Source organism: Brevibacillus brevis, assembly GCF_031583145.1.
GTDB classification, from domain to species: Bacteria; Bacillota; Bacilli; order Brevibacillales; family Brevibacillaceae; genus Brevibacillus; species Brevibacillus brevis_E.
The window spans coordinates 215,001-237,833 of the sequence record NZ_CP134050.1; the positions used below are offsets into that span (position 1 = coordinate 215,001).

24 protein-coding genes and 1 rRNA gene (1 of these 25 cut by a window edge) are annotated in these 22,833 nt (G+C 53.0%); 24 read left to right on the plus strand and 1 reads right to left on the minus strand.

The annotated features are described in order from the left end of the window. The 10 genes from RGB73_RS01235 to pssA all read left to right on the plus strand — a co-directional run. Positions 1 to 1,069 (plus strand): 23S ribosomal RNA (locus RGB73_RS01235); it begins 1,860 nt to the left of the window's first position. Positions 1,070 to 1,344: 275 nt separating this feature from the next. Continuing rightward, positions 1,345 to 2,478: an MGDG synthase family glycosyltransferase gene (locus RGB73_RS01240; RefSeq protein WP_310768030.1), complete on the plus strand. Its 1,134-nt coding sequence runs from the start codon at positions 1,345 to 1,347 to the stop codon at positions 2,476 to 2,478. 44 nt (positions 2,479 to 2,522) lie between these two features. Further along, positions 2,523 to 3,209, plus strand: coding sequence for an HAD family hydrolase (locus RGB73_RS01245; protein ID WP_310768033.1), 687 nt, complete (start codon positions 2,523 to 2,525; stop codon positions 3,207 to 3,209). Between the two features lie 165 nt (positions 3,210 to 3,374). Continuing rightward, positions 3,375 to 3,839, plus strand: coding sequence for a CtsR family transcriptional regulator (locus RGB73_RS01250; RefSeq protein ID WP_310768036.1), 465 nt, complete (start codon positions 3,375 to 3,377; stop codon positions 3,837 to 3,839). 29 nt (positions 3,840 to 3,868) lie between these two features. Beyond that, complete coding sequence (locus tag RGB73_RS01255; protein WP_310768038.1) at positions 3,869 to 4,387, plus strand: protein-arginine kinase activator protein McsA; 519 nt, start codon at positions 3,869 to 3,871, stop codon at positions 4,385 to 4,387. Positions 4,388 to 4,405: 18 nt separating this feature from the next. Beyond that, positions 4,406 to 5,485 (plus strand): protein-arginine kinase McsB, encoded by a 1,080-nt coding sequence (locus RGB73_RS01260; protein ID WP_310768040.1) that lies wholly within the window; start codon positions 4,406 to 4,408, stop codon positions 5,483 to 5,485. Between the two features lie 64 nt (positions 5,486 to 5,549). Next, on the plus strand, positions 5,550 to 8,000 hold the full coding sequence (locus RGB73_RS01265) for an ATP-dependent Clp protease ATP-binding subunit (protein ID WP_310768042.1): 2,451 nt from the start codon (positions 5,550 to 5,552) through the stop codon (positions 7,998 to 8,000). A gap of 105 nt (positions 8,001 to 8,105) precedes the next feature. Further along, on the plus strand, positions 8,106 to 9,473 hold the full coding sequence (gene radA, locus RGB73_RS01270; RefSeq protein WP_310768044.1) for a DNA repair protein RadA: 1,368 nt from the start codon (positions 8,106 to 8,108) through the stop codon (positions 9,471 to 9,473). 9 nt (positions 9,474 to 9,482) lie between these two features. Further along, entirely contained in the window at positions 9,483 to 10,559 is a 1,077-nt protein-coding gene (gene disA / locus RGB73_RS01275; RefSeq protein ID WP_310768046.1) for a DNA integrity scanning diadenylate cyclase DisA, read from the plus strand. A gap of 116 nt (positions 10,560 to 10,675) precedes the next feature. Continuing rightward, positions 10,676 to 11,404, plus strand: coding sequence for a CDP-diacylglycerol--serine O-phosphatidyltransferase (gene pssA / locus RGB73_RS01280; RefSeq protein ID WP_310768048.1), 729 nt, complete (start codon positions 10,676 to 10,678; stop codon positions 11,402 to 11,404). 103 nt (positions 11,405 to 11,507) lie between these two features. Here the strand turns inward: pssA and RGB73_RS01285 are convergent, their stop codons facing one another. After that, positions 11,508 to 11,903 (minus strand): nucleoside triphosphate pyrophosphohydrolase family protein, encoded by a 396-nt coding sequence (locus RGB73_RS01285; protein WP_310768050.1) that lies wholly within the window; start codon positions 11,901 to 11,903, stop codon positions 11,508 to 11,510. A 285-nt stretch (positions 11,904 to 12,188) separates the two neighbouring features. Between RGB73_RS01285 and RGB73_RS01290 the strand changes: the two genes are divergently transcribed. The 14 genes from RGB73_RS01290 to rplK all read left to right on the plus strand — a co-directional run bounded on the left by RGB73_RS01290 (position 12,189) and on the right by rplK (position 22,825). Beyond that, the gene (locus tag RGB73_RS01290; RefSeq protein WP_310768052.1) at positions 12,189 to 13,277 is read left to right on the plus strand and encodes a PIN/TRAM domain-containing protein; all 1,089 of its coding nucleotides are present in this window, start codon (positions 12,189 to 12,191) and stop codon (positions 13,275 to 13,277) included. 22 nt (positions 13,278 to 13,299) lie between these two features. Beyond that, a complete protein-coding gene (gene ispD, locus RGB73_RS01295; RefSeq protein ID WP_310768053.1) occupies positions 13,300 to 13,986 on the plus strand; it encodes a 2-C-methyl-D-erythritol 4-phosphate cytidylyltransferase in 687 nt (228 codons plus the stop codon). Positions 13,987 to 13,988: 2 nt separating this feature from the next. Next, on the plus strand, positions 13,989 to 14,462 hold the full coding sequence (gene ispF, locus RGB73_RS01300; RefSeq protein ID WP_310768054.1) for a 2-C-methyl-D-erythritol 2,4-cyclodiphosphate synthase: 474 nt from the start codon (positions 13,989 to 13,991) through the stop codon (positions 14,460 to 14,462). A 68-nt stretch (positions 14,463 to 14,530) separates the two neighbouring features. After that, positions 14,531 to 15,997, plus strand: a complete 1,467-nt coding sequence (gltX, locus tag RGB73_RS01305) for a glutamate--tRNA ligase (RefSeq protein WP_310768055.1) — start codon at positions 14,531 to 14,533, stop codon at positions 15,995 to 15,997. Between the two features lie 423 nt (positions 15,998 to 16,420). Further along, the gene (gene cysE / locus RGB73_RS01310; RefSeq protein WP_310774044.1) at positions 16,421 to 17,116 is read left to right on the plus strand and encodes a serine O-acetyltransferase; all 696 of its coding nucleotides are present in this window, start codon (positions 16,421 to 16,423) and stop codon (positions 17,114 to 17,116) included. After that, the gene (cysS, locus tag RGB73_RS01315; RefSeq protein ID WP_310768057.1) at positions 17,097 to 18,503 is read left to right on the plus strand and encodes a cysteine--tRNA ligase; all 1,407 of its coding nucleotides are present in this window, start codon (positions 17,097 to 17,099) and stop codon (positions 18,501 to 18,503) included. The genes cysE and cysS overlap by 20 nt, the downstream gene beginning before the upstream one ends. 17 nt (positions 18,504 to 18,520) lie before the next feature. After that, positions 18,521 to 18,925: a Mini-ribonuclease 3 gene (locus tag RGB73_RS01320; RefSeq protein WP_310768059.1), complete on the plus strand. Its 405-nt coding sequence runs from the start codon at positions 18,521 to 18,523 to the stop codon at positions 18,923 to 18,925. A gap of 3 nt (positions 18,926 to 18,928) precedes the next feature. Then, a complete protein-coding gene (rlmB, locus tag RGB73_RS01325; RefSeq protein ID WP_310768061.1) occupies positions 18,929 to 19,684 on the plus strand; it encodes a 23S rRNA (guanosine(2251)-2'-O)-methyltransferase RlmB in 756 nt (251 codons plus the stop codon). Positions 19,685 to 19,686: 2 nt separating this feature from the next. Then, the gene (locus RGB73_RS01330; RefSeq protein ID WP_310768063.1) at positions 19,687 to 20,211 is read left to right on the plus strand and encodes an NYN domain-containing protein; all 525 of its coding nucleotides are present in this window, start codon (positions 19,687 to 19,689) and stop codon (positions 20,209 to 20,211) included. A gap of 81 nt (positions 20,212 to 20,292) precedes the next feature. Then, positions 20,293 to 20,943: an RNA polymerase sporulation sigma factor SigH gene (sigH, locus tag RGB73_RS01335; RefSeq protein ID WP_310768065.1), complete on the plus strand. Its 651-nt coding sequence runs from the start codon at positions 20,293 to 20,295 to the stop codon at positions 20,941 to 20,943. A gap of 297 nt (positions 20,944 to 21,240) precedes the next feature. Then, complete coding sequence (gene rpmG / locus RGB73_RS01340; RefSeq protein WP_003392018.1) at positions 21,241 to 21,390, plus strand: 50S ribosomal protein L33; 150 nt, start codon at positions 21,241 to 21,243, stop codon at positions 21,388 to 21,390. Next, on the plus strand, positions 21,390 to 21,638 hold the full coding sequence (secE, locus tag RGB73_RS01345) for a preprotein translocase subunit SecE (RefSeq protein ID WP_310768086.1): 249 nt from the start codon (positions 21,390 to 21,392) through the stop codon (positions 21,636 to 21,638). The genes rpmG and secE overlap by 1 nt, the downstream gene beginning before the upstream one ends. A 45-nt stretch (positions 21,639 to 21,683) precedes the next feature. Continuing rightward, a complete protein-coding gene (gene nusG / locus RGB73_RS01350; RefSeq protein ID WP_122906789.1) occupies positions 21,684 to 22,220 on the plus strand; it encodes a transcription termination/antitermination protein NusG in 537 nt (178 codons plus the stop codon). A gap of 179 nt (positions 22,221 to 22,399) precedes the next feature. Continuing rightward, positions 22,400 to 22,825 (plus strand): 50S ribosomal protein L11, encoded by a 426-nt coding sequence (gene rplK, locus RGB73_RS01355; protein WP_023558754.1) that lies wholly within the window; start codon positions 22,400 to 22,402, stop codon positions 22,823 to 22,825. Positions 22,826 to 22,833 lie beyond the last annotated feature (8 nt).

A 22,833-nucleotide genomic window follows, 5' to 3' on the forward strand; every position in this document is an offset into this window, starting at 1 on the left:
CCTGCCCGGTGCTGGAAGGTTAAGGGGATGAGTTAGCGCAAGCGAAGCTTTGAACCGAAGCCCCAGTAAACGGCGGCCGTAACTATAACGGTCCTAAGGTAGCGAAATTCCTTGTCGGGTAAGTTCCGACCCGCACGAAAGGCGTAACGACTTGGGCGCTGTCTCGGCAAGAGACCCGGTGAAATCATAATACCTGTGAAGATGCAGGTTACCCGCGACAAGACGGAAAGACCCCATGGAGCTTTACTGTAGCCTGGTATTGGAACTTTGTGCATCATGTACAGGATAGGTGGGAAGCTGAGAAGCAGGGGCGCCAGCCTCTGTGGAGCTGTCGGTGGGATACCACCCTTGATGTACGGAGTTTCTAACTCGTCGCCCTGATCGGGCGAGAGGACCATGCCAGGTGGGCAGTTTGACTGGGGCGGTCGCCTCCCAAAAGGTAACGGAGGCGCCCAAAGGTTCCCTCAGAATGGTCGGAAATCATTCGTAGAGTGTAAAGGCAGAAGGGAGCTTGACTGCGAGACCTACAAGTCGAGCAGGGACGAAAGTCGGGCTTAGTGATCCGGTGGTTCCGCATGGAAGGGCCATCGCTCAACGGATAAAAGCTACCCTGGGGATAACAGGCTTATCTCCCCCAAGAGTCCACATCGACGGGGAGGTTTGGCACCTCGATGTCGGCTCATCGCATCCTGGGGCTGAAGTAGGTCCCAAGGGTTGGGCTGTTCGCCCATTAAAGCGGTACGCGAGCTGGGTTCAGAACGTCGTGAGACAGTTCGGTCCCTATCTGTCGCGGGCGCAGGAAGTTTGAGGAGAGCTGTCCTTAGTACGAGAGGACCGGGATGGACGCACCGCTGGTGCACCAGTTGTCACGCCAGTGGCACAGCTGGGTAGCTATGTGCGGACGGGATAAGCGCTGAAAGCATCTAAGCGTGAAGCCCCCTCCAAGATGAGACTTCCCACAGCGTTAAGCTGGTAAGACCCCTCATAGACGATGAGGTTGATAGGTTCGGTGTGGAAGCGCGGCAACGCGTGGAGCTGACGAATACTAATCGGTCGAGGGCTTATCCACACAATCTTGGCAATCATGCAGATCCAGTTTTGATGGAATGAAATAAGCCTCTTTACCGCAAAATGGTAAGGAGGCTTTTTTGTTGGAATCTTCTTTTGGCGAGGAGGCTCACACGATTGGGTGTCCTCGCTTTCACGCTGTTTATGTCGAGAAGTTAGTGCGAATGACCGACAAGTTCCCCCTTGCAGAGCCGAGAGAGGGTAGACTAACATGAGAAGGTACCTGATTCGTTAAGGTAGTATGGGCAAGGTATGGTTTATGAAGGAGAATAAGCAATGAAGAAAATCCTGATCTTTTCAGCTTCGATCGGTAACGGTCATAATCAGGCAGCCAGAGCTATGCAGGAAAGCCTGGCCGAAAATGGCTACACGTCGATGATCATCGATACGTTGGAGTACATCAGCCCGACGTTTCACAAGATCTTGCTGGAAAGCTACATGAACTTGTTGAGGTTGTCACCCAAAATGTGGGGGAGGATCTACCACAATACGGAAAAAAGCAGATTTTTTGATATGAATGTGCTCATGAATAAATTATTGGCAAACAAGCTGAAGAAACTGATCAATAGTGTCCAGCCGGATGCGTTTATCGCGACCCATCCGTTTGCCAGCTGCATGCTTTCTGTCTTGAAGGGCAGAAATGATTGGAAAGAGCCGATCTACACGATTATTACAGACTACACGATCCATCCGTCGTGGATTAATCATCACATCAATTATTATTTCATCGGTCACGAGCAGCTTTACTATCTCGTGGATCTGTATCGGCAAGACCACCAGAAATTCATTCCGATGGGCATTCCGATTATGCGGAAGTTCCGGCTTCCTCTGGATGCCGAACAAATCAGGCAAAAGCTCGGTCTGAAACCCGAGCAAAAAAGCATGATTCTCTCAGGAGGCGGGCTGGGGCTCGGATCGATGGAAAAGGTGCTGGACGGCTTGGAGCAAATGGACATCCCCCTCAAAGTCTTTATCATGACCGGAACCAATGAAAAGCTGTACCGCAAAGTCAGCAGCCGCACCTATCGTCATGAAGTCGTTCCGTTGAAGTTCATCAACAATTTCCATGAGTACCTCGAGACGGCGGACCTGATCGTTACCAAGTCGGGGGGCCTGACCTCAGCAGAGGTGATGAGCAAACGGGTGCCAATGATCATTTACAACCCCCTGCCGGGGCAGGAAGAGCGAAACAGCCACTTTTTGCTGAACAATGGCTGCGCCGTACATGCGAATTTGTCCGAGCAATTGATTTACTTTATCGAAGAATTGCTGTACAGTACATCAAAAGTAGACTACATGCGACGAATGGCGCAAAAAATAGCGAAACCTGACGCTGCCCAGCGCATCGCCGAATTTATTCGAGATGACATGAGCATGATGCAGAGCCAGGAAGGGCTGCAGCTGCCTTGACCTGGCTGGCAGCAGGTCGTCAGAATGGAAGGAAGTGCGGAAGCATGAGCATCCCATACGCGGTCTTGTTTGATATGGACGGCACCTTGCTGCAGACCGAAAAGCTGTCGACGCCGGCTTTTCGCCGGACCTTCGAGAAGCTGCGCGACAGGGGGCTGTGGGACGGGCCGATGCCAAACGAAAGCGAGATTACCAACGTCTTGGGCATGACCATCGATCAAGTATGGAAAAAGCTGTTGCCAGGGGCCAGCGAAGCCGCCATCGAGGCAGCCGATACATATTTGCTGGAAAATGAAATTCAGCTGATCCGCGAGAGGGTAACAGACCTGTACCCAGGTGTCATCCAGACCCTGCAAGAGCTGCATGACAGGGGAATCCCCCTGTTTATCGCCAGCAACGGCCAGGAGGACTACATCGATGCCCTCTGCGACGAATACGGACTGAGACCGCTTATGACCGACCTGTATTCGGCTGGCCGTTTTCGCACGCGGAGCAAAAACGATCTGGTCGCCAAATTGCTTGCAGATTATCAGGTGGAGACAGCCGTCATGGTTGGCGATCGCCACTCGGATGTGGAGGCGGGGAAGAAAAACGGGTTGTTCACCATCGGCTGCGACTTTGGCTTTGCGAACCCAGGCGAGCTCGATCAAGCCGATGTCGTCATCACGAAATTCCCCCAAGTACTCGACCATTTACCAAAAATCGACACCAATAGGCAACGTCAAACATAAACCATTTCCGTCAGGGAGTGGTTTTTTGTCTGGTTTCAAGCGTCTGCATTTTGCCCACAATAGAAGTGTATTCACCACTTGCACGTACCGGCCAAACCCATTATAATTAAAGTCAAAGATAGTCAAAGTCAATAGTCAAACACAGTGAGAATAGGAGGCGATTACTTGCGTAACATCTCGGACATCATCGAACAACACTTGAAAAGCATCTTAACCGAGAGCCCAAACGGTGCGATCGAGATACAGCGAAGTGAGCTTGCCGACCTTTTTCAATGTGTGCCGTCTCAGATCAACTACGTCATCAATACCCGTTTTACCGTTCAAAAAGGGTATATCGTGGAAAGCAAGCGCGGCGGCGGTGGCTACATCCGTATCCGCAAAGTGCAAATTGTCAGCAAGGCACGCTTGCAGGAGCTTTTGACCGAGGAGCTGATTGGCGAGACTATCACACAGAGTGTGGGCAATGCTATCGTTGAACGTTTGTTGGAGGAAGGCTTGGTGAACAATCGGGAAGCCACCTTGATGAAGATCGCTACCTCGCGTGCGGTTTTGACTGTCGATACGGAAGTGAGGGACCGTTTGCGGGCGAATATTCTCAAGCAGATGATCGCTGCCATTTTGTTGAAGTAATGACGCCAAGCGCTAGGAGGGACGATGTGGTGAACTGTGAGGAATGCGGAAAACGACCGGCTACACTTCATCTGACGAAAATCGTCAATGGCGAAAAAACCGAATACCATATTTGTGAGCACTGCGCTCAGGAAAAAGGGGACGTCTTTACCGGCTTCCACAATTTCAGCATCAACAATCTCCTTTCCGGATTGTTAAAGTTTGATCCGATGCAAAAAAGCGTGAAGGAATCGACCTCGACCAAACCGCTGCGCTGCGAAACCTGCGGATTGACCTACGCCCAGTTCAGCAAAAGCGGGCGATTCGGTTGCAGCGATTGCTACACGTTTTTGGGAGATCGGCTGGATCCGCTCTTCCGCCGCATTCACGGCAATACGCAGCATATCGGCAAAGTGCCGGAGCGCACGGGAGGCCAGCTCAAAATCCGCAAAGAGCTGGAGCAGCTGAAGCAGGCCCTGCAGAAGTACGTGGCCAGCGAAGAGTTTGAAAAGGCTGCAGAAATGCGCGACCGAATCCGAGCGCTGGAACAAAAAATGGCCCAATCGTAACAAGGGGAGGTTAGCTGGATGTCGCAACAGCAGTTTATGCAGAACCCGTGGAGCAATTGGATGAAAGGGGAAGGACCTGATTCCGACATCGTCATCAGCACGCGGTTACGCATTGCTCGTAACCTGCGCCAGCACCCTTTTCCGTTGCTTGCGACAGACTCCCAGGGTGAGGAAGTCGTCCGTAAAGTAACGGAAGTGGCCGAGTCGGAAGCCTTGCGCAAACGACATCACCTGCAAGTCATTCACATGGATCAAGTGAACCCTCTGGAGAAGCGGGTCCTGGTGGAAAAGCACCTGATCAGCCCGCACCTGGCGGAGGAGTCGCGCAAAGGGGCGGTTCTGCTTAGTCCAGACGAGTCCGTGAGCATTATGGTGAATGAAGAAGACCACATCCGGATACAGGTTCTGCTGCCAGGGTTTCGGTTGAACGAAGCCTGGGAAATCGGAACAAAAATAGATGACATTTTTGAGAAGCACCTGAACTACGCGTTCGACGAGACACGAGGATACCTGACCAGCTGTCCGACCAACGTCGGTACAGGCATACGCGCTTCGGTCATGCTCCACCTTCCCGCATTGGTCATGACCCAGCAGATTAGCCGGATCCTCCAGGCGATCAATCAAGTCGGACTGGTCGTTCGGGGGATTTACGGGGAAGGCAGCGAAGCGCTTGGCAATCTGTTTCAACTGTCCAATCAGGTCACGCTGGGGATGTCTGAGACAGACATTCTCTCCAACCTGTACGGCGTCGCCAGACAGATCATCGAGCAAGAACGCGTAGCTCGCGCCTACTTGCTCGAACATACCCGTGTCACATTGGAGGACCGCATTTTCCGCTCGTACGGTATCTTGATGTACGCCCGGACGGTGGAATCCAAGGAAGCCGCACAGCGATTGTCCGACGTGCGGCTGGGAATCGATCTCGGCGTCATTTCGGACGTTTCCCCGCTGGTGCTGAACGAACTGCTCGTCACCACCCAGCCCGGTTTTTTGCAGCAGCATGCGGGACAAAAGCTGACACCGGATCAGCGGGACGAACGCAGAGCGCGGTTGATACGGGAACGCATCGCCGACACCGAGCGGCCTGCCGGCACATAAAAATAGGCAACACGCAACAGTTAACCCATAGAGAATAAACACGGTTACCTTGGAGGTGTACGATATGATGTTTGGACGTTTTACAGAACGAGCACAAAAAGTATTGGCGCTTGCCCTGGAAGAAGCGGTGCGACTCGGCCACAAAGACATCGGGACGGAGCACGTGCTGCTTGGATTGATTCGGGAAGGCGAAGGGATTGCGGCGAAAGCCCTGCAGTCGCTTGGGCTTGGTCTCGACAAAATTCAAAGCGAAGTGGAGTCGTTGATCGGACGCGGAACCGAGCAGTCCGGCAGTAATTACACACCAAACTATACACCTCGCGCCAAAAAGGTCATTGAACTCTCCATGGACGAGGCCCGCAAGCTGGGCCATACGTATGTGGGCACGGAGCACATCCTGCTGGGTCTGATCCGGGAAGGGGAAGGCATCGCGGCCAGAATCATGAACAACCTGGGCGTCAGCCTGAACAAGGCCCGTCAACAAGTTCTGCAGCTGCTCGGCAGCTCGGAGATGATGGCTTCCCATCAACCATCCGGAGGCAATCCGGCAGCGAACACGCCGACTCTCGACGGTTTGGCCCGAGACCTGACTGCGATCGCCCGCGACGGCGGACTGGATCCAGTCATCGGCCGCCAAAAGGAGATCGAGCGCGTGATTCAGGTGCTGAGCAGACGCACCAAGAACAACCCGGTGCTCATCGGGGAGCCTGGTGTGGGAAAAACGGCGATCGCCGAAGGATTGGCACAAAAAATCGTAAACAACGAAATTCCCGAGACGCTGCGCGACAAGCGCGTGATGACGCTCGATATGGGAACGGTCGTAGCCGGGACCAAGTATCGCGGCGAGTTCGAGGACCGTTTGAAAAAAATCATGGATGAAATCCGCCAGGCAGGAAACATCATCCTGTTCATCGACGAGCTTCACACCCTGATCGGTGCAGGAGGAGCGGAAGGCGCAATCGACGCTTCCAACATCCTGAAGCCGGCGCTCGCCCGCGGAGAGCTTCAGTGCGTTGGTGCTACCACCCTGGACGAATACCGCAAGTACATCGAAAAAGACGCCGCCCTGGAGCGCCGCTTCCAGCCGATCCAGGTCGATGAGCCGACAGCCGAAGACGCCGTCAAAATTTTGCACGGTCTGCGTGATCGCTACGAAGCTCATCACCGCGTCAAAATTACGGATGAGGCGATTGAGCAGGCAGTAAAACTGTCTGACCGCTATATTACAGACCGTTTCCTTCCTGACAAGGCGATTGACCTGGTCGACGAGGCAGCATCCAAAGTGCGCCTGCAATCGTTCACCGTTCCGCCGAATCTCAAAGAACTGGAAGGCCGTCTGGAAGAAGTACGCAAGGAAAAGGATGCGGCAGTGCAATCGCAGGAGTTCGAAGAGGCAGCCGCCCTGCGCGATCAGGAACAAAAGCTGCGTGAAGAGCTGGATAAAACGAAAAAAGACTGGAAAGAACGCCAAGGCCAGTTGAACATGGAAGTCACACCGGAAGATATCGCCCAGGTGGTGGCGAGCTGGACCGGAATTCCAGTCCTCAAGCTCAAGGAAGAAGAAGCGGAACGCCTGCTGAAAATGGAGGATATCCTCCACAGCCGCGTCATCGGGCAGGAAGAAGCCGTCAAGTCGGTCTCCCGTGCCGTGCGCCGCGCTCGTGCCGGCCTCAAGGATCCGAAGCGCCCTGTCGGTTCGTTCATCTTCCTCGGCCCTACCGGTGTCGGGAAAACCGAGTTGGCCCGCGCTGTGGCCGAGACGCTCTTCGGCGATGAAGATGCGATGATCCGCGTCGACATGTCCGAGTATATGGAGAAGCACTCGACGGCACGTCTGGTCGGAGCCCCTCCAGGATATGTCGGCTACGACGAGGGCGGCCAGCTGACCGAAAAAGTGCGCCGCAAGCCGTACTCCGTCATCCTTCTCGACGAGATCGAAAAAGCGCATCCGGATGTCTTCAACATCTTGCTGCAAGTCCTCGACGACGGTCGGTTGACCGATTCCAAGGGACGCACGGTCGACTTCCGCAACACGGTGGTCATCATGACTTCCAACGTCGGGGCGAGCATGATCAAGAAAAACACGACATTGGGCTTTACCACCGGCGATACCGAGAGAAAGTATCAGGACATGAAGGACAAAGTGATGGATGAGCTGAAGAAGAGCTTCCGCCCTGAATTCCTGAACCGGATCGACGAAGTGATCGTGTTCCACTCCCTGGAACAAGAACACATCGAACAAATCGTATCGCTCATGACCGATGAGCTGCGCAAGCGACTGAGAGAACAAAGCATTGATTTCCAATTGACCGACGAAGCCAAGAAAGTATTGGCCAAAGAGGGCTTCGATCCGGCCTACGGTGCACGTCCTCTGCGCAGAGCGATCCAACGCCACATCGAGGATCGCCTGTCCGAGGAGCTGCTGAAAGGCAATATCAGCAAGGGCGATACCGTCAATATCGACGCCGTTGAAGGCCAATTGGTCGTCAAACGACTGGAAAAATCGAAACGATAGCAAGCCGCGGGCGACGCAAGAATGCCTCCTAAACAGGAGGTATTCTTTTTTTGTACGCCCATGTATGATAAAAATAGAGGATATTATCCAAACGAGGGTGCGACTATGTCAAAGTATAAAACGAAATACGCGTGTCAAGAATGTGGCTATGAATCGCCAAAATGGATGGGCAAATGTCCGGGCTGCAACAGCTGGAACACCATGGTCGAAGAGGTGACGGTGAAGTCGGCTCATCGCCATGAAGGGATGAGCGGAGGACAAAGGCAGTCCGCGATGCCTTTGACTGATGTGGCCAGCGAGGAAGAGCCGAGGATGGACACGACCATCGCAGAATTGAATCGAGTTCTGGGCGGCGGTCTGGTGCCCGGCTCGCTTATTTTAGTCGGCGGCGACCCGGGAATCGGAAAGTCGACGCTGCTGCTGCAGACTTCCTTTGCTTTGGCGCATCAAGGAGCGAAAGTTCTGTATGTTTCCGGGGAGGAATCAGCAAAGCAGATCAAACTGCGTGCGGACCGCCTCGGCACCAAGACGCCTCCGATGTTTGTTCTTGCAGAAAATGATTTGGATTTGATTGAGCAGCATATTAATCAGATAGACCCTCATGTTTTGATTATCGACTCGATCCAGACCGTATTCCACCCCGCCGTCCAATCGGCTGCAGGCAGCGTGGCCCAAGTCAGGGAGGCCACGGCACAGCTGATGAGGATCGCCAAAGGAAAGGGGATCGGCACCTTTATTGTGGGGCACGTTACCAAGGAAGGATCCATCGCCGGGCCGCGCATGCTCGAGCATATGGTGGATGCCGTCCTGTACTTTGAAGGGGAGCGTCACAATACGTTCCGGATATTGCGCGCGGTCAAAAATCGATTTGGTTCGACAAACGAGATTGGCATATTTGAAATGAAAGACCGCGGGCTGGAGGAAGTGTCCAATCCGTCCGAAATCTTTTTGGCGGAGCGTCCCTTTGGCGTGGCCGGATCGACGGTAGTGGCCAGCATGGAAGGCACCCGTCCGGTCTTGGTCGAGCTGCAGGCGCTCGTGGCGCCGACGAGCTTCGTAACTCCGCGCCGGATGGCGACAGGAGTGGATCACCAGCGGGTAGCGATGATCATGGCCGTTCTGGAAAAAAGAATGGGCATGATGCTGCAAAACCAGGATGCTTACGTCAATGTGGCGGGAGGCGTTCGCCTGGATGAGCCAGCCGTAGATCTGGCCATCGCGGTGAGCATTGCGAGCAGCTTTCGCGATCACGCGACCAATCCGCACGACGTGGTCATCGGCGAAATCGGATTGACCGGTGAAGTGCGCGGGGTGTCCCGCATCGAACAGCGCGTCCGGGAAGCGCACAAGCTAGGCTTCAAGCGGGTGATCATCCCGGAAAAAAACATTCGCGGGCTGGACGCTCCGGACGATATCCAGGTAATCGGCGTATCCAATATCGGAGAGGCATTGAACGAGGTGATAAGGGGGTAGGAGCCGAGTATGCAAGACAACAGTAAAAAAAATCCGCAGTTCAGCGATGTGCTTCGCATGGTCGCTCCCGGCACCCCGCTGCGGGAAGGGCTGGAAAATGTCTTGCGGGCAAAGACGGGTGGACTGATCGTAGTCGGCTATGGTCCGGAAATGAAGCATATCGTCGATGGAGGTTTTTCCATCAATTGCGACTTCTCCCCAGCGCATTTGTATGAATTGGCCAAGATGGATGGGGCGATCATAATAAGTGAGGACGCCAAACGCATTTTGTACGCCAATACGCAACTCTTCCCCCCTGCCTCCATCGCCTCCAGCGAGACGGGTACGCGCCATCGGACGGCGCAGCGAACGGCGATCCAGACCAATTCCTTGGTGATCGCCATCTCCCAGCGGCGAAATGTCATCACGTTGTATCAGGGGCATTTCCGCTATGTGCTCAACGAAATTAGCGTCATCTTGGCCAAAGCCAACCAGGCTGTGTCCACATTGGAAAAATACAAGGCCGTACTGGACCAGACCCTGACCAATTTGGGGGCTCTCGAATTCGAGGAGCTGGTCACCTTGTACGAAGTGACCTCGGTGCTGCAACGTGTCGAAATGGTGCTGAGAATCAAGTCGGAAGTGTCCAAGTACATATGCGAACTGGGAGTGGAAGGCAGGCTGGTCAGCATGCAGCTGGAGGAGCTGGTCTCCAACATTGAAGAGGAGGCCCGCATGCTCATCCGCGATTATTGTCGAGATCCCGCACATTCACCCGATCAGGTGCTGCGCGATATGAAAAAGCTGAGCTCGGACGAGATGCTGGAAATCCATTCGTTTTTGCGGGTGCTCGGCTATCCCTCGAACGCCAGCATGCTGGAAGAATCCGTTTCTCCCAGAGGGTACCGCATCCTGCAAAAGATCCCAAGGCTGCCGATCACGATTATCGCCAACCTCGTCGGGTATTTCCACAACCTGCCGCGGATCATGATGGCGACGATCGAGGAATTGGACGAAGTGGAAGGGATCGGAGAGGTACGTGCACGGGCTATCAAGGACGGTCTGAAACGAATTCAGGAGCAAGTGTTCATTGACAGGCACATTTAAAGTAGAATAGGATTAAGGCATTATTTGTATTAAACATTTGCCTAGGGGACCCGGATGCGCATAGCAGGGTCAACAGGACACTCGTCTCCTTCGCAAAAGAAATCAGGAGGTAGTCTATGTTCGTGAAATCGTTACCGAACATACTAACCGTAAGCAACTTGTTTCTGGGAGTACTGGCAATCATTCTGGCGTTTCGGGGCGACGCCTTCGTGGACTACGCAGCGATCACCGTGATCATCGGGATGCTGGCAGACGGTCTGGACGGGCGAGTAGCGCGTATGCTGAATGCGCAAAGCGAGTTCGGAAAAGAGCTCGACTCTCTCTCCGACGTCATTACATTTGGCGTTGCGCCTGCTTTTATCATGTACGTCGTCGTTTTGAATGATTTCAACTGGCTGGGCATCTTGATTACTGCGATCTTCCCGATTTGCGGGGCGCTTCGGTTGGCTCGCTTCAATGTACAGGCCGGCGTTCCCGGCTATTTCATCGGGCTGCCGATCACGGCTGCAGGCGGTGTGCTTGCGACGCTGGCGCTTTATCATCAGGTGTTCAATACGGTATTGCTGGCAGTGAGCATGCTGGTGCTGGCGTTTTTGATGGTGTCGAAGGTCAAGTATCCCAACTTCAAAAAAGTGGGGATTCCCAAGTCGGCTTACTGGATTACACCGATCATCATCGCCATCGTGGTAGTAGTGGCGATCCAGTACCCGCAGCAATTTCCGAAAATCGTCTTTTTGCCGCTTGCCTTTTATGCCCTGTATGGAATAAAAAAAAACGTTGACTTTCTCGTCAAAAAATTTCGCAAGGACAAAAACAAAGAAGAGGAATCGGTTCCCTTCGAATAACGGATGGCAGCAAAAAACCCGCTGGAGCATAGCGGGTTTTTCTATTTCGGTGTATTTTTCCCTGCAACTTTTCGCGGGGTTCGTTCGTATTACGAAGTGGAGCCTAGGAAAGGTTGAAGACACCCAGGGTGTTTAACCGATTGGACTCTTTTTGCAGGACGTCTTCGAGCTTGATATCCGTGATGTTGCACAGAGCGGTGAGATAAAACAGGTTTTTTCCCAGCTCTGCTGTCACTACATCGCGGCAATGCTCGCACAAAGGTCCGTTGAAGTGAGTATCCAGTTGCAATTTGTTTTCTTCCAGGTTTTTGTTGGCATCGTACGTCTGTTTTTTCGCGACTACCTCGACACAACCGCACTCGGTAATGGCTTTGGTCAATGAGCGGTTGATGCGGGATGCAGTTTCCTGAACTTTGGACATGACGTCGAGCACGCTTCGATGTCTGATCAAGAGTTCCGAGACTTGCGCCTGGAAGCCGTCTACACTGCTTTTGTCCATATGGTTCACCTCTGCTTTAGGCTGTTGATATCGTCACAATTTTCGAACATTGTGTTACAGTCATTATAAGAAGGGGCCGGCTCCCTGTCAATTTTCGATCGGTAGGAAACGAATGTTCGAGGTTGACGACAAATTGACAACTATGTTAAAATTTTTGGCTATTTGACATGGTGATTTAAATTTTGCTATATTGGGGGAAATGGTGATGGATAGTTTTCGCCATTTGGCAAGAAACAGGGTTTTACTTATAGGCTTCTGTCTATATTAATAAAAGGAGGTGAAGGCATGGTACGCCGCATAGGAAAAATATTTTTCGTACTCATTGGCGGAGGATTGGGATACCAGTATGGTGCTGACTTGTTCTCTCTGCTCAACAAGCTGTTGAATTTCGGGGAAATAGCAGGGACGCAGTACATCGGTGCGGTTCTCGGTGCCATCGTGTTCTTCTTTTTATCCAATTGGCTCATGGATTATATTTTGAGAGTGATTCGCTGGGGAGAAGAGACACTGGTCAAAATGCCAATTGTGGATGTCATGTTCGGAGCGATGGGGTTGATTAGTGGTCTTATTGTTGCCTTTTTATTATTCCTGCCCATCAGTAAAATTCCGATCCCTTTTATAGGAGATCTGTTGCCGTTGGTCGTGTCCGGTTTGCTCGGTTACCTGGGGTTCCAGGTCGGATTCCGCAAGCGGGATGAAATCATGTCCGTGTTTTCCATCGGACGCAAGGATAAGAAAAAAGACAATGCCACTGCTGCCACCAATGTGGAGAACAAGATTCTCGATACGAGCGTGATCATCGACGGGCGCATCGCAGACATTTGCCGCACGGGCTTTTTGGAAGGCGTGCTGGTGATTCCGGGATTTGTGCTCGAGGAGCTGCAGCATATCGCCGATTCTTCCGACGTGCTGAAGCGCAATCGGGGACGTCGTGGATTGGATATTTTGAACAAGATCCAAAAAGAGATGAAAGTCAAAGTCCAGATCTGGGAAGGCGACTTTGAGGAAGTCTCGGAAGTGGACAGCAAGCTGATCAAGCTGGCCAAGGTCATGAACGGAAAAGTCGTCACGAATGACTTCAACCTGAACAAGGTGTGCGAGCTGCAGGGCGTCTCCGTTCTGAATATCAACGACCTGGCAAACGCCGTGAAGCCGGTAGTCCTGCCTGGAGAAGAAATGAACGTCCAGGTGATCAAGGATGGCAAGGAGCACGGTCAAGGGGTCGCTTATCTGGATGACGGCACCATGATCGTGGTGGAAGGCGGACGCGAATACATCGGCAATGACGTCGACGTACTCGTGACCAGCGTCCTGCAGACATCGGCCGGACGAATGATCTTCGCCAAGCCGAAGCTGTTGGAAAAAGCACTGTAAAGAGACAGGAGAGAGACAAATCGTGGGGACGGGAGTCGTGATCGTCGCCGCCGGATCCGGGAAACGGATGGGCGGAGAGCGAAACAAACTGTGGTTGCCGTTGGCGGGCGAGCCGATTTTGGCCCATACCGTGCGCGTGTTCGCCACGCACGAGAAGATTGACGAGATCGTGCTGGTGGTGAGCAGACAGGACCACGCCGACGTGCTCGCATGGCTCGACCGGGAGAACATTCGCCTGACGGTCGTCCTGGGAGGCGCCGAGCGGCAGGACAGCGTGAGAAACGGTCTGTCCGCCCTCTCTGATGACTGTTCCTACGTTCTCGTACACGATGCCGCGCGTCCTTTCGTGACACGCGAGCAGATTAGCGGTATGATCGGGCAGGTCCAGCACGACCAGGCGACGATCATGGCCGTACCGGTCAAAGATACGATAAAAGTGGTGGGGCCGACGGGAATCGTCGAGTCGACCCCGGCACGTGAAAGCTTGTGGGCTGTCCAAACCCCACAAGCTTTTCGTATGTCTTTGCTGCGAGAAGCGCATCGGGCAGCGGCGGAAGCGGGCAAGGTGGGCACGGATGATGCCATGCTTGTTGAGTGGCTGGGTCATTCCGTGACAGTCATGCAGGGGAGCTATGAGAACATAAAGATCACCACCCCTGATGATCTGTGGTTCGGTGAAGAGATCATGCGGAAGCGAAAGGGAGAGTAGACATGCGTATTGGACAAGGGTTTGATGTGCATCAATTGGTGGAAGGGCGTCCGTGCATCATCGGCGGCGTGACTATTCCGTATGAAAAAGGGCTGCTGGGTCATTCCGATGCCGATGTGCTGCTGCATGCGATCAGCGACGCGATACTGGGAGCGATCGGAGAGGGCGATATCGGCAAGCATTTTCCGGACACGGATCCGGCTTTCAAGGACGCGGATAGCCTGAAGCTCCTCCAGCATGTCTGGGGTCTCGTAAAGGAACGGGGATACCGCTTGGGGAACATGGATGCGACGATCATTGCACAAGCGCCGAAAATGGCTCCGTACATCCCGCAAATGCGCGAAGTGATCGCACGTGTGCTGGAAGCGGACGAGCTCTCGCAAGTCAACGTCAAGGCGACGACGACAGAAAAGCTGGGATTCCCGGGACGCGGCGAAGGAATCGCGGCACAGGCAGTCTGCTTGCTTGTCAAGTAAAGAGGCAAGGTGTAACATAAGGCATTAGAAACATTTTTTCGTTTACATTCATAAGGATGGTGCTACCCATGGCGAAAGAAATCCGCACGCGATATGCTCCCAGTCCTACCGGGCATTTACATATCGGCGGTGCTCGTACAGCGCTTTTCAACTACTTGTTTGCCAAACATCACGGCGGTTCGTTCATCGTTCGGATTGAAGATACGGACCAAACACGCAACAAGGAAAATGCTGACGAAGAGCAAATGAAGAACCTGAAGTGGTTGGGTGTCGAGTGGGAAGAAGGCACGGATGTCGGCGGACCTTATGCGCCTTACCGCCAAATGGAGCGCCTGGACATCTACCGTAAATATATCGATCAATTGCTGGCAGAAGGCAAGGCGTACTACTGCTATGCAACCAAAGAAGAACTGGATGCGGAGCGGGAAGAACAGCTCGCTCGCGGCGAAACGCCTCGCATTCTAGAAAAGCATCGACACGTGACCGAGGAGCAGCGGGCACAGTTCGAGGCGGAAGGGCGCGTGCCATCTATCCACTTCCTCGTCCCGGATGATCGGGAATACGTGGTGGACGACATGATTCGCGGACAGGTGACATTCCATTCCAATGAGATGGGCGACTTTGTCATTTGTCGTCCGGACGGGATCCCTACCTACAACTTTGCTGTCGTGATCGACGACTACCTGATGAAGATCAGCCACGTCATTCGCGGGGAAGAGCACCTGTCGAATACGCCTCGTCAATTGATGATCTACGAAGCGTTCGGGTGGGAGCCGCCGCAATTCGCGCACTTGGCTCTGATCCTGAACCAAGAAGGCAAAAAGATGTCGAAGCGCGACGAGAGCATTCTCCAATTTATCGAGCAGTATCGCGACCTCGGATTTTTGCCGGAAGCGATTGTGAACTTCCTCGTGCTGTTGGGCTGGTCCCCAGGCGGAGAGGAAGAGATTTTCCTCATGGACGATCTCATCAAGCTGTTCTCGATGGAGCGCGTCAACAAGTCTCCGGCTGTATTCGATGCGACGAAGATGAACTGGATGAACAACTTCTATCTGAAGCGCCAGCCATTGGATATGATCACGGATATGTGCATCCCGCACCTGCAAAAGGCTGGATTCATCGAGGAGCCGCTGTCCGATGCGAAAAGAGACTGGGTTCGCAGCATTGTGGGACTGTACCAGGAACAAATGTCGTATTGTGCGCAAATCGTTCCGTTGGCAGCTCTTTTCTTCCTCGACGAAGTGGTGTACGATGAGGAAGCGAGAATGGTTTTGAAAGAGCCGCAATTGCCGGAAGTTCTCACGTCGTTCGTGACACACCTGACGGCACAGGACGAATATAATGTAGAAGCAATCAAAGCGGCACTGAAATCGGTCCAAAAAGAAACAGGGCACAAAGGCAAAGCGCTGTTCATGCCGGTTCGTGTGGCAGCGACGGGGCAGGCCCACGGGCGTGATCTTGCGGAGACGCTGTACCTGCTCGGCAAAGACAAAGTGCTGAGCCGCACCAAGCAAGTGTTGGCCAACGGCGAGTAAGCCATCCGAAGTGCACTGAAACGAAATAGAAGCATGCGAAGATCAGGAGAAGTACGGAGGGATACACGTCCGACAGAGAGGGTGGAAAGGTGAGAGCCACCCGGCGTGCCCCGTCCGGAAATGCGCCTGTGAGCAATGAGCTGAACGTGCCGGTCCGCTTAGGGCGGCATCAGTAGGCGAATCGGCTGCCCGCCGTTATCGGGCCTGTGAGCGAGATCGCCTCTGCCGCCGTGTCTGTGGACTTTGGCTGGAGCCGATCGAAAGCAGAGTGGAACCACGGTAAAAAGCCGTCTCTGTCCCTTCCCATGCGGAGGGGGCAGGGACGTTTTTTATTACAGATAGGAATTTATAAAATTCCTATCCAGTTTAAGGGCAACCGCGGCTCCGCCAAAAAGCTTGGCGTAGCCAGGTTTTCTAATACGAATCAGAGAAAGAGTCAGGAGGTGCCGCCCAATGTTTGCACAATTAAAAGATGACATTCAAGTCGTATTTGAGCGAGACCCGGCAGCGCGCAGTACTTTGGAGGTTGTCATGACGTATTCCGGTTTGCACGCCATTTGGGGGCACCGGATTGCCCACAAGCTGTGGAAAGCGAATTGGTGTACGCTCGCGCGGGCTGTTTCTCAGCTGTTCCGCTTTTTCACGGGGATTGAGATCCATCCTGGCGCGAAAATCGGCAGAGGCTTGTTTATCGATCACGGAATGGGCGTCGTGATCGGGGAGACGTGTGAAATCGGCGACAACGTCACCATTTACCAGGGGGTGACTCTGGGTGGTACGGGCAAGGAAAAAGGGAAGCGGCATCCCACGATCGGCAACGATGTGATTATCGCGACAGGGGCAAAAGTGTTGGGTTCCTTCAAGATTGGCGATAATTCAAAGATAGGGGCAGGCGCTGTCGTATTGCAGGAAGTGCCGCCCAACTCGACGGTAGTCGGAATCAAGGCGCGCATCGTCATTCAGGACGGCAAACGCGTCAAGCACGATCTGGATCATGTGAATCTGCCGGACCCGGTTGCGGATACGATTCGCTATATGCAGCGGGAAATCGATCACCTGCGCAAGGAATTGGATCAATTGAGGGAGGATAAAAAGAACAATGGGCATTCAGTTGACTAATACGCTGACCAGACGGAAGGAACCGTTTGTGACGTTGGAGCCGGGCAAGGTAAAAATGTACGTGTGCGGTCCGACCGTGTACAATTACATTCATATTGGCAATTCCCGTCCGGCTATTGTTTTCGACACGCTTCGCCGTTATCTGCAATATCGCGGCTACCAGGTGACCTTCGTGCAAAACATAACCGATGTGGATGACAAACTGATCCGGGTAGCCAACGAGGAAGGGACGACGGTCAAGGAAGTGGCGGACCGCTACACGGCAGCCTTTAACGAGGACTTGCGCTCCCTGAACGTAATGCCGCCGGATATTCAGCCGCGCGTCATGCAGACCATCCCGGAGATCATCGAATTCGTGGAAGGCTTGATCGCCAAGGGTTATGCGTACGAGAGCGAAGGAGACGTCTACTTCCGCACGGGCCGTTTTTCCGAATACGGAAAGCTCTCGCACCAGCCGCTCGATGACTTGCAGGCAGGCGCAAGGGTGGAAATCAACGAGAAGAAGGAGCATCCGCTCGACTTTGCCTTGTGGAAAGCTGCGAAGCCGGGAGAAGTAGCCTGGGACAGTCCGTGGGGAGAAGGGCGTCCGGGCTGGCACATCGAATGCTCGGCCATGGCGCTGAAGTTTCTCGGCGAGCAAATCGACATTCACGCAGGCGGAACGGATCTGGTGTTTCCGCATCATGAAAACGAAATCGCGCAGTCGGAGTGCTATACGGGCAAGGTGTTCGCGCGCTACTGGCTGCACAACGGCATGCTCAACATCAACAACGAAAAGATGTCCAAATCACTGGGCAACTTCCTTCTGGCCCGGGATTTGGTGCAAAAATTCGGCGGCCAGCTGATTCGCTTCTTCATGTTGCTGGGCCATTACCGCAACCCGATCAACTTCAGCGACGATCTTCTGGAGCAGGCGGCCAATGGACTGGATCGCATCAAGACGGCCTACAGCAACTTGACGCACCGCTTGAGCACCTCCCGGAACGAAGAGCCAAATGGCCAGGCGGCAGAGCAGGCGAAAATCATCAGCGATCTGAGGGACAGATTCATCACTGAAATGGATGACGACCTCAATACGGCGAACGCAATCACGGTTTTGTTCGATGTGGTCAAGGAAGCGAATCTGTACATGCGCCACGAAAATGTAGGGACGCAGGAAATTCAGGCGTACAAAGACCTGCTGCTCGAGCTGACAGGCGTGCTCGGACTCGTTTTGGAGCAAGAGGAAGAGCTGCTGGACAGCGAGATTGATGCGCTGATTGCGGAGCGGACGGAAGCGCGGAAGGCGCGCAACTTTGCACGCTCCGACGAAATCCGCGACCTGCTGGCGGCAAAAGGAATCGTGCTGGAAGACACTCCACAGGGTGTTCGCTGGCGCCGAAAATAAGGGGCCGAAGAGAAGAGATGCAAAAAGAAGAATTGACCCGAGATCCCAATCAAACCAATCCACTGGTGCTTGCCTTTCTCGGTGACGCTACGTACGCCCACTGCGTCCGGTATCATTTGATCGCCAAGGGGCTGGTGAAGCCAAACCAGCTCCACAAAGCGGCAAACCGCTACGTCTCGGCCAAGGCGCAGGCAAACATACTGCTTACGCTCCTGCCGACACTGCCGGAGGACGAGGTCAACGTGGTGAAGCGGGGGAGAAACGCCAAGTCCGGGTCTTCCGCCAAAAACGCGGATATTATCGACTATCGTCACGCGACGGCTTTCGAAGCACTTATCGGGTACCTGTACCTGAGCGGGAAGGAAGAGAGGATTGCGGAAATCGTCCAGCAAGCTTTTGCGATTGTGGAAGGAGAATCATAAAAAATGAGTGAAGAGTGGATTGTCGGGAAAAACCCGGTTATCGAGGCGCTCCGGTCAGGGCGCACCATAAACAAGATCTGGATAGCAGAAGGAACGAACAAAAACTTGATGGCCCCTGTTTTTGCTCTGGCGAAGGAACAGGGGGTCATCGTGACCATGGCCAATCGCAAAAAGCTGGATCAACTCGTTTCCACTGACAACCACCAAGGGGTAGTGGCTTCGGTAGCTGCTTACGACTACGTGGAGGTGGACGATATCCTGAAGCGGGCGGAGGAAAAAAACCAGCCTCCGTTTCTTTTGCTGCTGGACGAGCTGGAAGACCCGCACAACCTCGGCTCCATCATGCGGACGGCTGACGCGGTAGGTGCCCATGGCGTCGTCATTCCCAAAAGGCGCTCGGTGAGTCTGACGGCGACGGTAGCTAAGGCATCGGCCGGCGCCATCAATTATGTGCCGGTCGCGAGGGTCACCAATCTGGTCCGCACGATGGAAGAGTTGAAAGAACGCGGGGTGTGGATTGCGGGGACGGATGCGAGCGCCAAGCAGGATTTCCGGCAAGGGGATTACACGATGCCGCTCGCGATTGTCATCGGCAGCGAGGGAAAAGGCATGAGCCGGCTGGTCCGGGAAAATTGCGATTTTCTGTACAGCCTGCCGATGGCGGGTAACGTCACGTCGCTCAACGCGTCTGTGGCGGCCGCCCTGTTGATGTACGAAGTATACCGTTCCAGGAGTCCACTGCCTACGCGGGTGAAATAAGGATGGCTCAAAGAAAAGCCAAGCAGCTGTTGATCGTGGATGGCTACAATATCATCGGGGCCTGGCCTGACCTGCGCCTCTTGAAAGAGCAGGATCGCATGGACGAGGCGCGTGATCTGCTGGTTTCCAAAATGGCCGAATACCAGAGCTTCACGGGAACGAAGGTCATCATCGTATTCGATGCCTACAATGTCCCGGGAATCGGTCGGCAAGTCGAGGACTATCAGGTCGAGATCTACTTTACGAAGAAAAAGGAGACGGCTGACGAGAAAATCGAGCAGCTCGTCTCCGAATTTCAGAAGAAAAATCGACAGATCTACGTAGCGACTTCCGACTATACCTCCCAGCGTGTCATTTTCGGCCAGGGAGCACTGCGGAAATCCGCGCGGGAGTTGTTGCTTGACATGGAAGTGGCAGGAAAGGAAATCAAGCAGCAAGTCGACAAAACGAAGGAAGAACGCTTCTCCAAGCGCATTGTACTGGATGATGAAATAGCGAAAATATTCGAAAAATGGAGAAGGGAATAACCTGGATTCGGTTGACGCTTTTTTACGGCACATGTATAATAACGCTATCTATGGAGAAACCGGTTGGCGGAGGGATCATTTGTGAGTGTTGACCTCAAGGAGCTAATGCATGCCCAATATGAACTAATGACCGACGAAGAAGTAGTCGACCTGGTTCGCGACAATGACGCCGAGGCTTTGGAGTACTTGATCAACAAGTACAAAAACTTTGTGCGTGCCAAAGCGAGATCCTATTTTCTTATTGGGGCTGACCGCGAAGATATTGTTCAGGAAGGGATGATCGGCCTGTACAAGTCGATTCGCGACTTCCGAGGGGACAAGCTCACTTCATTCAAGGCATTTGCCGAATTGTGCATCACTCGTCAAATCATTACAGCGATTAAGACAGCTACGAGACAAAAGCATATACCGCTCAACTCCTACGTATCCCTCGACAAACCGATCTACGACGAAGATTCGGACCGCACCCTGCTCGATGTGATTTCGGGCACCAAGGTCACCGATCCGGAGGAATTGTTCATCAATCGGGAAGAGTTCGATGATATCGAAGGCAAGATGAGTGAAATTCTAAGCGACCTGGAACGCCAGGTGCTGATGCTCTATTTGGACGGCAGGTCCTATCAGCAAATCGCGGTAGAGCTGAAACGCCATGTCAAATCGATAGACAACGCGCTACAGCGCGTCAAACGCAAACTGGAACGGTATCTGGAAGGTAGAGAGATTCATCTGTAGGGCAGAGAATCTCTCTTTTATTTCATTCCGTGAATGATTTTGCTTTTATGGCTTGACATCCCAGGGAAAAACTGGTCCTTCGATGGAACAAAATGTTTTCCTCTTGTCAAGCCGTTTTGTTGACATGGGTTTTGGGGTGTGATAAATTTGTTTAGGTAGCCATAGACTCTTATCTCTCTGTTCTATGGTTGCTTTGGTGAAATGGTCAGGAAAAAGTAGCGGTTTTCCCGTACTATTTTATTCATCGGGTTACTATCAGCGAATAGCAGGTTTGAAATGAGATGGAGGTGGCAATAAATGCGAGTAAACATCACGTTGGCGTGCACCGAGTGTGGCGAGCGTAACTATATCTCCACCAAGAACAAACGCACCACTACTGAGCGTGTTGAACTGAAAAAGTATTGCTCCCGTGACAAGAAGCAAACCCTTCATCGCGAGACGAAGTAATGGTTGACGCGACGAAGTCTGGGGGTGGCAAAGTGGGTTTTTTAGCACGAATCGGAGCCAGTTTTCGCCGAACCGGTGGATTTTTTGGCGACGTAATGTCCGAACTGAAGAAAGTTCGTTGGCCCAACCGTAAAGAGCTGACGACCTATACGTTAGTCGTTATGGTTACTGTTGTGGTCTTGGCGATTTTCTTCTTCGTCGTTGATTTGGGGATCTCGCGCTTGATCGATTTGATTCTAGGAAAGTAATTTTGCAAGTCTTAGGAGGGACGGACGGTTATCGTCCTGGTGGATATGGAAAAAGCATGGTATGTCGTTCATACGTACTCAGGTTACGAGAACAAGGTTAAAACCAATCTGGAGAAGCGCGTCGAGTCGATGGGCATGGAAGACAAGATCTTTCGCGTTCTTGTCCCCACTGAAGAAGAGGTGGAGACCAAGGACGGCAAAAAGCGCACCGTCACGAAAAAAGTGTTTCCCGGATACGTCCTTGTTGAAATGGTGATGACGGACGACTCTTGGTATGTCGTGCGCAACACTCCTGGGGTTACCGGCTTTGTCGGATCCACGGGCGCCGGTTCCAAGCCGACAGCGCTGCGTCCTGAAGAGGCCGATGCGATTCTCAAGCAAATGGGGATCGAAATTCCCAAGATCAGAGTCGATTTTGCTCTCCGCGATATGGTGCGCGTCACAGATGGTCCGTTTTCCAATCGCACCGGGGAGATTATCGAGATTCACCCGGACAGACAGAAGGTCCGCGTTTTGGTGGACATCTTCGGTCGCGAAACACCGGTAGAGCTAGACTTTACACAAGTTCAAAAATTGGATTAGGATTCAACTTGAAAAGTATCGCTTGATGTGGTACATTTCATTTTGTTTTACAATCCCACAACAATATTTTGGGGTTTCTTGCACTCTCACTATAGATCGGAAGCCTTTTAGGCTTTCACCAAACAGTGGGAGGGGGCATTCCCCCGTAAAACCACATGTGAAGTAAGGAGGTGTCTTACGTGGCTAAGAAGGTTATCCGCGTAATCAAATTACAAATCCCGGCAGGTAAAGCGAATCCTGCACCTCCAGTAGGTCCGGCTCTCGGTCAAGCTGGTGTGAACATCATGGGGTTCTGTAAAGAATTCAACGCTCGCACTGAAAGCGAAGCAGGCATGATCATTCCGGTGGAAATCACCGTATTCGAAGATCGCTCTTTCACTTTTATCACGAAGACTCCACCAGCTGCTGTTCTCTTGAAAAAAGCTGCTGGCATCGAGTCTGGCTCCGGCGTACCAAACAAAACAAAGGTTGCTACGCTGAAGCGTGATAAAGTTCGCGAAATCGCGGAACTGAAGCGCCCTGACCTGAATGCTGCATCCGTGGAAGCGGCTATGCGCATGGTGGAAGGTACCGCTCGTTCCATGGGTATCGTAATCGAAGACTAATAGTCTTG

Excerpts from the sequence above, each read along its gene's own strand:
- RGB73_RS01240 (WP_310768030.1), top strand. The coding sequence starts at position 1,345 with ATGAAGAAAATCCTGATCTTTTCAGCTTCGATCGGTAACGGTCATAAT.
- RGB73_RS01330 (WP_310768063.1), top strand. The coding sequence starts at position 19,687 with ATGGCTCAAAGAAAAGCCAAGCAGCTGTTGATCGTGGATGGCTACAAT.
- rlmB (WP_310768061.1), top strand. The coding sequence starts at position 18,929 with ATGAGTGAAGAGTGGATTGTCGGGAAAAACCCGGTTATCGAGGCGCTC.
- nusG (WP_122906789.1), top strand. The coding sequence starts at position 21,684 with ATGGAAAAAGCATGGTATGTCGTTCATACGTACTCAGGTTACGAGAAC.
- RGB73_RS01260 (WP_310768040.1), top strand. The coding sequence starts at position 4,406 with ATGTCGCAACAGCAGTTTATGCAGAACCCGTGGAGCAATTGGATGAAA.
- pssA (WP_310768048.1), top strand. The coding sequence starts at position 10,676 with ATGTTCGTGAAATCGTTACCGAACATACTAACCGTAAGCAACTTGTTT.
- secE (WP_310768086.1), top strand. The coding sequence starts at position 21,390 with ATGGTTGACGCGACGAAGTCTGGGGGTGGCAAAGTGGGTTTTTTAGCA.
- RGB73_RS01320 (WP_310768059.1), top strand. The coding sequence starts at position 18,521 with ATGCAAAAAGAAGAATTGACCCGAGATCCCAATCAAACCAATCCACTG.
- disA (WP_310768046.1), top strand. The coding sequence starts at position 9,483 with ATGCAAGACAACAGTAAAAAAAATCCGCAGTTCAGCGATGTGCTTCGC.
- RGB73_RS01245 (WP_310768033.1), top strand. The coding sequence starts at position 2,523 with ATGAGCATCCCATACGCGGTCTTGTTTGATATGGACGGCACCTTGCTG.
- radA (WP_310768044.1), top strand. The coding sequence starts at position 8,106 with ATGTCAAAGTATAAAACGAAATACGCGTGTCAAGAATGTGGCTATGAA.
- rpmG (WP_003392018.1), top strand. The coding sequence starts at position 21,241 with ATGCGAGTAAACATCACGTTGGCGTGCACCGAGTGTGGCGAGCGTAAC.
- RGB73_RS01290 (WP_310768052.1), top strand. The coding sequence starts at position 12,189 with ATGGTACGCCGCATAGGAAAAATATTTTTCGTACTCATTGGCGGAGGA.
- RGB73_RS01265 (WP_310768042.1), top strand. The coding sequence starts at position 5,550 with ATGATGTTTGGACGTTTTACAGAACGAGCACAAAAAGTATTGGCGCTT.
- ispF (WP_310768054.1), top strand. The coding sequence starts at position 13,989 with ATGCGTATTGGACAAGGGTTTGATGTGCATCAATTGGTGGAAGGGCGT.
- cysS (WP_310768057.1), top strand. The coding sequence starts at position 17,097 with ATGGGCATTCAGTTGACTAATACGCTGACCAGACGGAAGGAACCGTTT.
- gltX (WP_310768055.1), top strand. The coding sequence starts at position 14,531 with ATGGCGAAAGAAATCCGCACGCGATATGCTCCCAGTCCTACCGGGCAT.
- RGB73_RS01285 (WP_310768050.1), bottom strand. The coding sequence starts at position 11,903 with ATGGACAAAAGCAGTGTAGACGGCTTCCAGGCGCAAGTCTCGGAACTC.